The sequence below is a fragment of the Sphingobium sp. SA916 genome, assembly GCF_002894065.1.
GTDB lineage: Bacteria > Pseudomonadota > Alphaproteobacteria > Sphingomonadales > Sphingomonadaceae > Sphingobium > Sphingobium fuliginis.
Window position 1 is genome coordinate 36,674 of sequence record NZ_LXYF01000063.1, and the last position, 13,575, is coordinate 50,248.

General features: G+C 65.9%; 7 protein-coding genes. 4 read left to right on the top strand and 3 right to left on the bottom strand.

Annotated elements, in window-relative coordinates:
* Positions 1–7: 7 nt before the first annotated feature.
* The 3 genes from glgB to A8G00_RS18900 all read right to left on the bottom strand — a co-directional run bounded on the left by glgB (position 8) and on the right by A8G00_RS18900 (position 5,951).
* Positions 8–2,170 carry a 1,4-alpha-glucan branching protein GlgB gene (glgB, locus tag A8G00_RS18890; RefSeq protein ID WP_061934759.1) on the bottom strand — a complete coding sequence of 721 codons (2,163 nt, stop codon included), beginning with the start codon at positions 2,168–2,170 and terminating at the stop codon, positions 8–10.
* Positions 2,171–2,188: 18 nt separating this feature from the next.
* The gene (locus A8G00_RS18895; RefSeq protein WP_061934757.1) at positions 2,189–4,657 is read right to left on the bottom strand and encodes a glycogen/starch/alpha-glucan phosphorylase; all 2,469 of its coding nucleotides are present in this window, start codon (positions 4,655–4,657) and stop codon (positions 2,189–2,191) included.
* Positions 4,658–4,745: 88 nt separating this feature from the next.
* Entirely contained in the window at positions 4,746–5,951 is a 1,206-nt protein-coding gene (locus A8G00_RS18900) for a serine hydrolase (protein ID WP_103001395.1), read from the bottom strand.
* Positions 5,952–6,187: 236 nt separating this feature from the next.
* Between A8G00_RS18900 and A8G00_RS18905 the strand changes: the two genes are divergently transcribed.
* The 4 genes from A8G00_RS18905 (at position 6,188) to A8G00_RS18920 (ending at position 13,431) form a co-directional block, all read left to right on the top strand.
* On the top strand, positions 6,188–6,700 hold the full coding sequence (locus A8G00_RS18905; protein ID WP_044662047.1) for an RNA polymerase sigma factor: 513 nt from the start codon (positions 6,188–6,190) through the stop codon (positions 6,698–6,700).
* A 55-nt stretch (positions 6,701–6,755) separates the two neighbouring features.
* On the top strand, positions 6,756–7,688 hold the full coding sequence (locus A8G00_RS18910; RefSeq protein ID WP_103001433.1) for a FecR domain-containing protein: 933 nt from the start codon (positions 6,756–6,758) through the stop codon (positions 7,686–7,688).
* Positions 7,672–10,119 carry a TonB-dependent receptor gene (locus A8G00_RS18915; RefSeq protein WP_103001396.1) on the top strand — a complete coding sequence of 816 codons (2,448 nt, stop codon included), beginning with the start codon at positions 7,672–7,674 and terminating at the stop codon, positions 10,117–10,119. Before A8G00_RS18910 ends, A8G00_RS18915 begins: the two co-directional genes overlap by 17 nt.
* A gap of 102 nt (positions 10,120–10,221) precedes the next feature.
* Positions 10,222–13,431 (top strand): autotransporter domain-containing protein, encoded by a 3,210-nt coding sequence (locus A8G00_RS18920; RefSeq protein WP_103001397.1) that lies wholly within the window; start codon positions 10,222–10,224, stop codon positions 13,429–13,431.
* The last annotated feature ends 144 nt before the right edge of the window (positions 13,432–13,575 follow it).

Here is a 13,575-nt window from a genome sequence, read left to right on the forward strand (position 1 = left end):
GTCGGTTTCAATAGTCCAGTTCCAGCATCAACGTTCCAAGCGGCGGAATGGTGACATTGGCCCATCCTTCCTCATCCGCGACGACAATTCCCATATTTCCCGCGCCGCTGCCGCCATAATCCGCCGCATCGCTGTTGATGATCTCGCGCCAGCGGCCGCCGGAGGGCAGGCGCATCCTGTAGCCGTGGCGCAAGGTCGGCGTGAAGTGGCTGATGACGACGATGGGCGATACCCCGGGCGCGCGACGGACCCAGGCGAAGACCGAATCCGCCGCCGCGTCGACCAGCACCCATTCGAAACCCTCCGGCTCGCAATCGCGGGCATGCAGCGCCGGGCGGGAACGATAGAGGCGGTTGAGGTCGCTCACCAGCAACTGCACGCCCCGATGCGGCGCGTGATCGAGCAGGTGCCAGTCGAGCGCCCGCGCTTCGCTCCATTCGGCCCGCTGCGCGAATTCCTGCCCCATGAACAGCAGCTTCTTGCCCGGATAGCCCCACATCATGGCGTAATAGGCGCGCAGGGTCGCGAATTTCTGCCAGTCGTCGCCCGGCATCTTGTGCAGCAGGGACGCCTTGCCATGCACGACCTCGTCATGGCTGAGCGCCAGCACGAAATTCTCCGTAAAGGCGTAGAGCAGGCCGAAGGTGATGTCGTCGTGATGATGGGCGCGGTGCACCGGATCGCGCGCCAGATAACGCAGCGTGTCGTGCATGAAGCCCATATTCCATTTGAAACCGAAGCCCAGGCCCCCTTCATGGACGGGGTGGGACACTTTCGGCCAGCTCGTCGACTCCTCGGCAATGGTCATGACGCCGGCATGGGTGCCGTAGAGCGCCTTGTTCATCTGCCGCAGGAAATCGACCGCCTCCACATTCTCCCGCCCGCCCTGGCTGTTGGGAATCCACTCCCCTTCCTTGCGGCTGTAATCGAGGTAGAGCATAGAGGCGACGGCGTCGACGCGCAGCCCGTCGACATGGTAGCGCTCCGCCCAGAAGAGCGCGTTGTTGACCAGATATTGCGCCACCTCTCGCCGGCCGAAATTGTAGATCGCCGTGTTCCAGTCGGGATGGAAGCCCTTGCGCGGATCGGCATGCTCATAAAGGGCGGTGCCGTCGAAATGGGCCAGCCCGTGGGCGTCGGTCGGGAAATGGGCGGGCACCCAGTCGAGGATCACGCCCACTCCCGCCCGGTGCGCGCCGTCGACGAAGCGGGCAAAGCCTTCCGGATCGCCAAAGCGCGCGGTCGGCGCGTAAAGGCCCGTGGTCTGATAGCCCCAGCTAGGATCATAGGGAAATTCGCTGATCGGCAGGAATTCGATATGGGTGAAGCCCATGCCGACCACATAGGGGATCAGCCGGTGGGCAAGGTCATCCCAACTCAGGAAATTTCCATCATCGTCGCGCTGCCATGAACCGGCGTGCACCTCATAGACGGAAATGGGTTCGCGGCGCGGATCGGCCCTTTGCCAATAGTCGCGGTGGCGCTCATCGCCCCAGTCATGGTCGGGCACCGCCGCCACGATGGAGGCCGTGGCGGGCCGCAGTTCGGAGCGGAAGGCGAAGGGATCGGCCTTCAGCGGCAGGACCGTCCCGTCAGGCCCGACAATCTCATATTTATAGGCGCTGCCCACCCCCACTTCGGGCAGGAAGATTTCCCATATTCCCGCATCCTGCCGCCGCCGCATCGGCGCCCGGCGTCCGTCCCAGCGGTTGAAGTCGCCCACCACCGACACCCGCTGCGCATTGGGCGCCCAGACCGCGAAATGCGTGCCCCCCACCCCTTCATGGGTGATGAGGTGCGCGCCCATCTTGTCGAACAGCCGGGCATGAGACCCTTCGGCAAAATAATAATCGTCCATCGGCCCCAGCACCGGGCCGAAGCTGTAGGGATCGATCAGCGTATATTCGCCGCCATCGGCATAGGTCGCCCGATAGCGCAGGGGCTGGCGCTTGCGCAGGGCAACCTTGCCGAAGAACAGCCCTGCCGGATGGACCCGGTCCAGCGCGCCTGCGGCCTTGCCGTCCAGCCTATAGGCATCGACCCTCACCGCATCGGGCAGGAAGACGCAGGCGGTGAAGCCCTTTTCCGCCGGATGGACGCCAAGCGTCGCGAACGGATCGTCCTCCCGCCCCTCCAGCAGGCGGGCGATCTGTTCCGGGGTCAAGCCCACGCTAGTTCCGGCCTCGCGTCAAACCGGCACCTTCCAGATGTCCGTCGCATATTCCCTGATCGTGCGGTCGGACGAGAACCAGCCCATGCGCGCGACATTGTGGATCGCCTTGCGCGCCCACAGCGTCTGGTCCTGCCATATCCCGTCAACCCTGCGCTGCGCGGCCGAATAGCTGTCGAAATCGGCCGCGACCATGAACCAGTCATGATCGTAGATGCCCTGCACCAGATCCCTGTACCGTCCCGGATCGTCGGGGGAAAAGACGCCGCTTGCGATCGCATCCAGCGCCTGGCCCAGTTCGCGGCTGTGGCCGATCACCTCGCGCGGGTCGTAGCCATGGGCGCGCCGTTCGTTCACCTGGGCGGCGGTGAGGCCGAAGATCACGATATTCTCCTCCCCCACATGGTCGCGCATCTCCACATTGGCGCCGTCGAGCGTGCCGATGGTGAGCGCGCCGTTGACCGCGAACTTCATGTTGCCGGTGCCCGACGCTTCCATGCCGGCGGTCGAAATCTGTTCGGACAGGTCGGCGGCCGGGATCATCATTTCCGCCAGCGACACATTGTAATTGGGCACGAACTGCACCTTCAACAGGCCCTGCACCGCCGGGTCGTGATTGACCGCCCGCGCCACGTCGCCCGCCAGCTTGATGATCAGCTTGGCATTGTGATAGCTGGGCGCGGCCTTGCCGCCGAACAGCTTGACGCGGGGCACCCAGTCCTTTTCCGGATGCGAGCGTATCTGGTCGTAGAGCGACACCGCCTCGATGATGTTGAGCAACTGCCGCTTATATTCGTGGATGCGCTTGATCTGGATGTCGAACAGGGACGAAGGGTCGATCCGGGCGTTGACCCGCTGGCGCAGCAGATCGGCCAGAGCGACCTTGTTGGCGCGTTTGACGGCCAGGAATTTTTGCTGGAACGCGCTGTCGTCGGCGAAACGATCCAGTTCCCGCAGCGCTTCGGGATCGTCCATGAAGCGGTCCCCGATCGCTTCCCTGATCAACTCGAACAGCCCGTGATTGCACTGCATCAGCCAGCGGCGGAAGGTGACGCCATTGGTCTTGTTGTTGATCCGCGCCGGGTAGAGCCGGTGGAAGTCGGCGAACACCGTTTCCTTCATCAATTCGGTGTGCAGCGCGGACACGCCGTTGACGCTGTGCGATCCGGCAAAGGCCAGATTGCCCATGCGCACCCGCCGCTCTCCCCCCTCGTCGATCAGGGAGATGGTGCCGATGGCCCGGTCGTCGAACTGGCCGGATCGCCGCGCCTCCCCCAGCAGGCGGCTGTTCACCGCATAGACGATCTGCATATGCCGGGGCAGCAGCCGTTCGAACAGCGGCACGGGCCAGCTTTCCAGCGCTTCGGGCAGCAGCGTGTGATTGGTGTAGCTGAACGTCCGGCGGGTGATGTCCCACGCTTCGTCGAAATCGACGCCGTGATTGTCGAGGAGTATCCGCATCAACTCCGCCACGGCGACGGCCGGATGGGTGTCGTTGAGCTGGATCGCCGCCTTTTCCGGCAGGGTGCGGATGTCGCCGAAATATTGGATATGCCGCCGGACGACGTCCTGCAGCGACGCGGAGGAGAAGAAATATTCCTGCCGCAGCCGCAATTCCTGCCCCGCAGGCGAACTGTCGGCGGGGTAGAGGACGCGCGTGAGCGCCTCCGCCCGATTGCTTTCCGTCAGCGCGCCCAGATGGTCGCCGGCATTGAAGCGGTCGAGCAGGATCGGGTCTATCGGCTGCGCTTCCCACAGGCGCAGCGTATTGACGCGCTTCCCGCGCCAACCCGCAATGGGGGTGTCATAGGGCGTGGCGATGACGCGCTCGGCCGGCCGCCAGCGCATCTGGTGCGGGCTGGCGTCCTCATTTTCCGACGGGTCGACCCGGCCGCCAAAGCCGATCTCGTAGCTCGCCTCTCGCCGTTCGAATTCCCAGGGATTGCCGTGGGTCAGCCAGGTTTCGGGCAATTCCACCTGCCAGCCGTCCGAAATCTCCTGCCGGAACATGCCGTTCACATAGCGTATGCCATAGCCATAGGCGGGCACGTCCACCGTCGCCATGCTTTCCATGAAGCAGGCCGCCAGCCGCCCCAGGCCGCCATTGCCCAGCGCCGCATCCGGCTCCAGCGCGGCGATGATGTCGATGTCGACGCCCAGCGAACTCAATGCCGCCTGCATGTCGTCCAGCATCTCCATGTTGGACGCCGCGTCGCGCATCAACCGCCCGATCAGGAACTCCAGGCTCAGATAATAGACCCGCCGTCCCTGCTCCTCATAGGTTTTCTCCGTCGAGGCGATCCATGCATCGATCACCCGGTCGCGAATGGCGAGGATCACCGCATGCAGCCAGTCGTGCGGCTTCGCGGCGGTGGCGTTCTTGCCGATCCGGTAGGTCAACCGCTCTACGATCTCATGGGCAAGGACCTCCGGATCGACCTGCCGGGGAGCGGGCTTCGGGAGGGTGGGTTGGCCTTTCAGGTTCATAAACGTGCCCCTTTTCGCCTTCGAGTCCGGGCGCGATGATGGCACGCCGTCCCGAGGCTCGCCAACAGCAAATTTTGCAGCGCAGCAATTAATCGGCGCGGCTTTCGATGATGGCATGGCGAACACCCTGCCTCAACTCGCGACGGACCGGATGGATGCTTGAGGGAAAATGCTGGGTCATGAAAATGCCGATCAGCCGCTCCACCGGATCGATGAAGAAGAATGTCGAGAACACGCCGCCCCAATAATATTCCTGCGTCCTGAGATCGGTCGCGAAGCCGAGGCCGAAGCCCACGCCCGCATAATCCGCCTCGCTGAACATGGAGGAGGACAGGCTGGCGAGATCGCCCCCGCCCGGCAGATGATTGGCATGCATCGCCGCGACCGTTTCCGGCTTCAGCAGCCGCACGCCGTCCAGTTCGCCGCCGCGCAGCAACATGCGGGCGAAGCGATGATAATCCGCCGTGCAGGAGATGAGGCCCCCGCCCCCCGAACGCAGCTTGAGCGGCCGGCGCCACCCGCTGCGTTCGCCCCGGTCGTAGAGCGACAGCGTGCCGTCCTGCGCCCATTGCCAGGCGTCCGTCATCCGCCCGGCGCGATCCTCCGGCAGTTCGAAGAATGTGTCCGGCATGCCCAGCGGATCGAAGATGCGTTCGCGGAAAAATCGCTCCAGGTCGAGGCCGCTCAGCCGCTCCACCACGACGCCCAGCACATCGGTGGACACCGAATAATTCCACCGCTCACCCGGCGAGAACTCCAGCGGCAGCGCAGCCAGCGCGGCGATGAATTCGTCGGAACTGCGTTTCTGCTGGAACTCGTCGAGGCCGAGTTCACGGTAACGCGCGTCGATGGCCGTCTGCCGCTGCAAACCATAAGTGAGGCCGGATGTGTGCCGCAGCAGGTCGATCATCAGCATCGGGCGGCGCATCCGACCCGCCCCATCGGCCCCGACGGCGAGATCGGCGAATTCCGGCAATATCTTCGTCACCGGATCGTCCAGCGCCACCAGCCCCTGCTCCACCAGCATCATGAAGGCGACCGAGGTCACCGGCTTGGTCATGGAGGCGATGCGGTAAAGCGCGTTATCCCCAAGCGGCTCGCCGGTCGCGCGTGCGGCACCGCTGCGGACCGAGGCAATGGGTCGTTCGTCACGCGACAGGAGCCATTGCATATGGGGCAGCTTGCCGGGGACGACATAGCGTTCATGAACGAAGGCGGCCTGCGCCTGCAATTTCCCGGCATCCATGCCGGATGCCCGCGCCGCCTCCACATCCACCTGCCCGATAAGCTGCATCGATCCTCCTGCCGGCCTGCCCGCTGCCCCTAGAGCAATTTCACCATGAGGGAAAATGCTCTTGTCTTTCGAGGCCGCATTTTCCGAGCCGCCGACCTCAAACGGTCAATCCGGAAATGCTCCCGATCAGGCATGGCCGGAGGTAAATGGCAATATCCCATGGGCCGCTTGCCCGTTGCAACGCCTTCATCGGCCCATTATGGCAACCGCCTGATCCCACTGGACGCAAGCTCTTCATGGCTACCGGCCTATCCGCCATCTTCCTGAACAACCGGCCCGCCCTGCTGCGGTTCCTGCGCGCGCGCGGCGCGGGCGACGAGTCCGAGGATCTGTTGCAGGACATGTGGATGAAGCTGGAGGAGAAGGATCTGGGGCCGATCGCCGATCCCCTGCCCTATCTCTACCGCATGGCGAACAACCTGATGCTGGACCGCTATCGTTCCGCCACCCGCCGCGAACGGCGCGAGCAGGATTGGGCGGAGGGCGCGGGCGGCGTGATGGCCGACCCGTCGGAGGACATCGCCGTGGACGAACGGCTGATCCTGAACGAACGGCTGGAGGAGGCGCGCGCCGTGCTGCAATCCCTGGGGCCGCGTGTCGAGCTGGTGTTCCGCCGCTTCCGCCTGGAGGGCGTCGGGCAAAGGCTGATCGCGGAGGAACTGGGCGTCAGCCTCACCACCGTGGAGAAGGATCTACAGAAGGCCTATCGCGCCATGATCGCCCTCAAGCAGAAAATGGATACGGAATGAGGAAGGCGGCGGCGTCTGGCTCAGATGAGGGGCTGACATGAACAGGGCTGAAGCCATGATGAACGAGGAGGCGCTCGGATGGGTCATCCGCACGCGCGATCCCGAATTTGCCGATTGGGAGGCCTTCACCGCATGGCTGGAGGCCGATCCCGTGCATGCGCCCGCCTATGATGCATTGATGGCGGCGGATGCCGATCTGGCAGAGATCGTTCCGGCGGAGCCCGTGACCATGGCGGCTCCGGCCAATGATGCGGGCGAGCGCGGCCGGCGCTGGTCCCGATCGCTGATCGGCGGCAGCGCGGTGGCGGCGGCGCTGGTGGCGGCCATATCGGTCGGCATGTGGAACCGCAGCGACATCTACACCGTCACGACCAGGCCCGGCGAAACCCGCACCATCGCGCTGGACGAGGGCACCCGCGTCGAACTGAACGGCGGCACGACCATGCGCTTCGACCGGCATGACGCGCGCTTCGCGGCGCTCGACAGCGGCGAGGCCGCCTTCACCGTCCGGCATGACGCCGCCAATCCCTTCCGCGTCACCGTGGGCGACGCGCTGTTCGAGGATGCGGGCACCGTCTTCAACATCGTCCGCGCCGGCAATGCGACCCGCATCGGCGTGTCGGAGGGCGAGGTCATCTACAATCCGAAGGCGGAAGCCATCGCCCTGCCCGCCGGCCGCGCGCTGATGGAGGATGAGAACGGCCTACGCGTCATGGACGTCGCCACCGACGCCGTCGCAAGCTGGCGTCAGGGCCGCCTCACCTATGCGAACGCCCCGGTGACGCAGATCAGCGCCGACATCGCCCGCTCACTGGGCGTCCGGCTCACCGCCACCCCCGGCGCGGGGACGATGCGCTTCACCGGAACGATCCGCCTGCACCACGACCCGGCGCGCTTCTTTGGCCAGGCAGCGCCGCTGATGGGCCTCAGCGCCGTCAGGCAGGGCGACGGCTGGCTGTTGAGGGAGGGGGATGGCCCGCCACGCTGACGTCCTGTTCGTCGCCGCCCTCGCCATGATGGCCGCTTCGCCTGGGCAAGCGGCGGAAAGACAGCAGATCAGCATCGCCCCCGGACGGCTGGGCGAGGCAGCGATAGCGCTCGGCCGCCAGACCGGGGCCAGCATCGGCATGTCGGACCAGTCGCTGGCGGGCGTGGCCACTCCCGCCGTGGAGGGACGCCTGTCGGTGGAAGCCGCTCTCAAGCGGCTGGTCAAGGGCAGCGGCGCCAGCATCCGGCGTATCGACGCGACCACCTGGCGGATCGTCCGGACGCCGGCGGTGGTGCGCGAGCAGCCCCGCGCCCGCATCGCCCAACCCGCTCCGCAAGCCGCGCCCGAACCGGCCGAGATCATCGTCACCGCATCCAAGCGCGACACCCCGCTTCCCCGCTATGCCGGGATGGTCGATGCGGTGGGCGACGACGCCTTCACCGCCGGGGAGGCGGCCGGCGGCACCGCCAGCCTGATCTTCCGCGTGGCGAGCCTCAGCTCCACCCATGCGGGCACGGGCCGCAACAAGCTGTTCATCCGCGCCATCGCGGACTCCGGCGTTGCCGGACCGACCCAGGCGACGACGGGACAATATCTGGGCGACATGCGCCTCAACTACGCCGCGCCGGACCCGGACCTCCGGCTCTACGACATGCAGGGCGTGGAGGTGCTGGAAGGGCCGCAGGGCACGCTATATGGCGCGGGATCGCTGGGCGGCATCGTGCGCATGATCCCCAATGCGCCCAACCTGGTGCGCGCCGGCGGGCAGGTCTCCGCCGGGCTCAGCGCGACGCAGCATGGCGATCCGGGCGGCGACCTGGCCGCGACGATCAACCTGCCGGTCGTGACGGAGAAGATCGCGCTGCGCATCGTCGGCTATGGCGTGCAGGACGGCGGCTATATCGACGATGTCCTGCGCGACAGGCATGACGTCAACCGCATCCGCACCTATGGCGGCCGCGCCGCGCTCCGTTTTGCGCCGGACGAGAACTGGACCGTCGACCTCACCGGCGTGTTCCAGCGGATCGAGGGCGACGATGCGCAATATGCCGCGAAGGCGATAGGCGACCTCAAGCGCGCCTCCGCCGTCGCCCAGCCCTATTCGTCCGACTATGCGCTCGCCAATCTGCGGGTGGAGCGGCAATGGGACGATCTGCGCTTCGTCTCCTCCACCGGCTTCGTGCGCAACATATTGACGGAAAGCTTTGATGCGACGCCTTATGAGATGGCCGGGGCGGACGCGCCCGCCGCCCTGTTCCGGCAAAGGAACAAGGTCGACATCTTCTCGACCGAAAACCGCATCGTCCGCGACCTGGACAATGGCCTGGGCTGGATATTGGGCGCATCCTATCTGGAAAGCACGTCGGATATTCAGCGTTCGCTGACCTCCTATGGAACGGCCCTGATGCAGCCGCAGGTCATTCCCGGCGTGCCGATGTACGGGCGGGGCATGGCCGCGACCTCGACCGGCGTGCACAACCGCATCCGCGAGGCGACGCTCTTCGGCGAAGCGTCGTTCGAACCCATGCGCGGCCTGATCGCCACGGTGGGCGGCCGACTGACCAACAGCCGCCTGACCGGCGAGGTGCTGGACCCCATCGCCCTGCTGTCCCTTGCCGCCATCGCACGCGCGGAGGCGCAGGCGAACCGGAGCGAGACGATCTTCCTCCCCTCCTTCTCCCTGCTGACCGACGCCTTGCCCGGGACGACCGTCTATGCCCGGTTCCAGCAGGGTTTCCGTCCCGGCGGGCTGGCTGTCGACGACCAGCATATCCAGCGGTTCCGCAACGACCGCGCCTCCACGGTGGAACTGGGCTTCCGCAGGGGCATTCCGGGCATCGATCCTGTCGCGGTCACGGGCAATGTCGCCTATACCAGATGGCGGGACATTCAGGCCGACGTCACCGACCGGATCGGCATTCCCACCACCGCCAATATCGGGGACGGGCGCATCTATACGGTGGAGGGGCGCGTCGCCGTCCGCCCCGCGTCGCGGCTGACGCTGGACGGCAGCATCATCTACAATGACAGCCGCCTCAGCCGCCCGGCGCAATTCCTGCGCCTGCTCTCCTATGAGGGGCAGTCTTTGAGCCTGCCCAATGTCGCCAATTGGGGCGGCCGCATCGGCTTCGACTATCGGGCGCCGGTGGGAGGGGACATGCGGCTCCAACTCAGTGGATCGGCCCGCTATGTCGGCAAGTCGCGCCTGGGCGTGGGGCCGATATTGGGCCGGGAACAGGGCGACTATGTGGACACGGCGCTCAGCGCGGCGCTGACCCATGGGACGGTGCAATGGTCGCTTTCCCTCACCAACCTGCTCGACAGCAGCGGCAACCGCTTCTCGCTGGGCACGCCCTTCGACCTTAGCGGGGATTATGTGACGCCGCTGCGTCCGCGCACTGTCCGGCTTGGCCTGGATTTAGCCTTCTGATCCTGCATCGCATTATTTTTAACTGACGGGACAGGCGTTCCCGCGCCGTCTTCGCCGCATGCGCGCTCATCGGAAAGAGGCGCGGCACGCAGAGGAGACATCATGCGCAATCTACTGGCCTGCACGGCCATCGCTCCCGTTCTGGCCGCCCTGACGGTGGCCGATGCGGCGGCGGAAACCACCATCGGTTCTTCCACCACCACCGCCGTCCGCACCTCCACCGTCGCCAATGGCGCCGCGGATGACGTCACGGTCAGTTCCGCAGGATCGATCACGCTGACCGGCGGCACCGCCATCACACAGGACAGCAACAACAAGGTCAGCAATGCCGGCACGCTCAAGATTTCCGGCGCGGACGGCGCGACCGGCATTCGCGCGGCGGCGGGCACCAGCGGCAACATCACCCATAGCGGCACGATCACGCTGGACGAGGACTATACCCCCACCGACGACGACAAGGACGGCGACCTGGACGGCCCCTTCGCCAAGGGTTCGAACCGCAACGGCATCTGGGTCCAGCCGGGCGCGGCGCATATGGGCAATATCGACAGCAGCGGCACCATCACCATCGAAGGCAATCAGTCCGCCGGCATCCGCATCGACGCGCCGCTGACCGGCAATCTGTCGACCAGCGGCTCCACCAGCGTGGTGGGCGACAATGGCTATGGCGTGCTGGCCAATGCGGTCACCGGCAATGTCACCATCCGCGGAACGACAGCCGTCACGGGCGCCAACAGCACCGGCCTTGCGCTGCAAGGGGACGTGACCGGAGCGGTCAAGATCCAGGGCACGATCACCAGCACCGGTTATCGTTATACTTCGCGTCCGAGCGACGCTTCCAAGCTGGATGCGGACGATCTGCTCCAGGGCGGATCGGCCGTGACGATCGCCGGCAATGTCACGGGCGGCGTCATCTTCGACATTCCACCGACGCTGGACAGCACCAAGCCGGATGTCGACAATGACGGGCTGACCGACGCCAGCGAAGGGTCCGCCGCGATCATCACCTATGGCTCCGCCGCCGCCGTGCGGATCGGTTCGGCCTCGGCGGCCACGACCATCGGTCCGGTGGCTGCGGACAGTTCGGGCTATGGCCTGATCGTCAAGGGATCGATTGCCGGATATGGCGTCTATGACGGCGTCAGCGCCAGCGGCCTCGCCATTGGCGGGCTGGGCGGCAATGTCACCCTGACCAAGGGCCTGCTGGTGTCGGGATCGGTCGGCGCCATATCCTATGACAGCAATGCGACGGCCATTCGTTTGGGCAGCGGCGCCACGGCCGACACCCTCCAGATCGGCGGGGCGGTGAGCGCGACCGGCTCCAGCGTCGCCGGCACGTCGGCCCGCGCGCTGGTGATCGACGCAGGCGCGACGAGCCGCGCCATCGTGAACAGCGGCGCCATTTCCGCCACGGCGCTCAGCAGCAAGGATGGCGCGGCCATCGCCATCCTAGATTCTTCCGGCACGGTGTCGTCCCTGTCCAACACCGGCACCATCTCTGCGACTGGAGGCAAGAGCGGATCGAACGTCGCCATCGATATGACCGCCAATGGCAGCGGCGTCGCCCTGACCCAGTCGCTTGCCTCCGCCACGGCAAGCGCGCCGAAGATCACGGGCGACGTGCGGCTGGGATCGGGCAATGACGTCGTGACGGTCTCGGCCGGCAGCATCGCGGGCAATGTCGACCTGGGCGACGGCAGCAACCGCCTGGCGCTGTCCGGCTCCTCCACCCTGACGGGTAATGTGGCGCTGGGCGGGAACGGTTCCAGCCTTGGTCTGGCGGAAAGCGCGCAGATCAATGGCGGCGTGGATTTCGGCGGCGGCGCCTCGACGCTGACCCTTTCCGGCACCGCCACGCTCAACGGCGCGATCAGCAATGCCGGCAATACCGCCGTCGTGATGAATGGCGGCACCCTCAACGCCGGCAACAAGGGCACGGTCGCGCTCGCCTCGCTGTCAGTCGGCGGGTCCTCCGTCATCGGCGTGACGGTCGACACGGCCAACGGCACCAACACGCTCTACAATGTCGCGGGGGCCGCAAGCTTCGCCAGCGGATCGCAGGTCAAGGCGACCCTGACCAGCGTGGCCGGTTCGGAAGGCGATTATGTCATCGTCCGCGCCGGATCGTTGAGCGGCACGCCCGCCCTCTCCAGCACGACGCTGATCCCCTATATGTTCAAGGGGGCCATCGCCAGCAACGCCGCGACGGGGGAAGTGACGCTGTCGATCGCGGCCAAGACCATATCCGAACTCGGCCTGACCGGGTCGCAGGCGCGGGCCTATGACGCGATCTTCAACGCGCTGGACAAGGATAGCGCCGTTGCGGGCAGCTATCTTGCCATCACCGACGGCGACACGCTGAAGGCCAATCTGCAACAGATGCTGCCCGACCATGCCGGCGGCACGTTCGAGGCGGTGACCGCCGGTTCGCGCGCGACCGCCCGCATCCTTGGCGATCCGGGCGGCATCTACCGCACGGCTGACGGGCGTCTGGGCTTCTGGCTGCAACAGGTGGCGTTCGGCAGTTCCAAGAGCGTGGGCGACACCGCATCCTACGACATCAACGGCTGGGGGGCGAGCTTCGGCGCGGAATATCTGACGGGGATCGGCGCCCTGGGCGCATCCTTCGCCTATATCCATGGCAGCGACTCTTCGGGCAGCACCGACAATGCGGTGGATTCCGACCAGTTCGAACTGGCGGCGCACTGGCGGGGCGATTTCGGCCCGCTCCAGACCTATGCCCGCTTGTCGGCGGCCCATGTGGATTTCCGGGGCAGCCGCCATTTCGAATCCGGCGACGTCGTGCGCACGGCGGATGGCGACTGGTCGGGCAAGCTTTACTCCGCAACGGCGGGCGGCTCCTATGAGATGCGCTTCAACCGCTTCACCCTGCGTCCCGCGGCCAGCATCGATTATTACCGCCTGAAGGAAGACGGCTATGGCGAGACGGGTGGCGGCGCTGCCTTTGACCTGATCGTCGACGGCCGCACCAGCGACGAATTGACCGCCAGCGGCAATGTCACGGTCGGTTACGATTTCGGCAGCCTCAATCGGGAGGATGGCTGGATGCGGTTCGAGCTGGAGGGAGGACGGCGCCAGATCATCGGCGGATCACTGGGCGACACCACCGCCCATTTCGCCGGTGGCGAGGACTTCACCCTGATCTCGGACAAGCGCACCAGCGGGTGGACCGGCCGCGCCCGGCTGATCGGCGGCACCGAAACTTTCCGCGTCGGCGGCGAATTCGGGGCGGAGGAACAACAAAATCATGTCGCCCTCTCCCTCCGCGCGACGGTTAACTTCATCCTGTGACGTCCTAGCAGTGAATTGGCGGGCCACACCCCACAGACCCTCCCGGCCCGCCGATCCGCCATGACATGAGCCGGTTCCCAACGGTGTCATGGCTGTAAAGGAAGGGGCGCTGCCTTCCCCCGGCAGCGCCCCTTTTCGCTATCC

What these genes read in the sequence shown, in the direction of transcription:
- A8G00_RS18895 (WP_061934757.1), bottom strand. Translation starts at nt 4,657, where the DNA reads ATGAACCTGAAAGGCCAACCCACCCTCCCGAAGCCCGCTCCCCGGCAG.
- A8G00_RS18900 (WP_103001395.1), bottom strand. Translation starts at nt 5,951, where the DNA reads ATGCAGCTTATCGGGCAGGTGGATGTGGAGGCGGCGCGGGCATCCGGC.
- A8G00_RS18905 (WP_044662047.1), top strand. Translation starts at nt 6,188, where the DNA reads ATGGCTACCGGCCTATCCGCCATCTTCCTGAACAACCGGCCCGCCCTG.
- A8G00_RS18910 (WP_103001433.1), top strand. Translation starts at nt 6,756, where the DNA reads ATGATGAACGAGGAGGCGCTCGGATGGGTCATCCGCACGCGCGATCCC.
- A8G00_RS18915 (WP_103001396.1), top strand. Translation starts at nt 7,672, where the DNA reads ATGGCCCGCCACGCTGACGTCCTGTTCGTCGCCGCCCTCGCCATGATG.
- A8G00_RS18920 (WP_103001397.1), top strand. Translation starts at nt 10,222, where the DNA reads ATGCGCAATCTACTGGCCTGCACGGCCATCGCTCCCGTTCTGGCCGCC.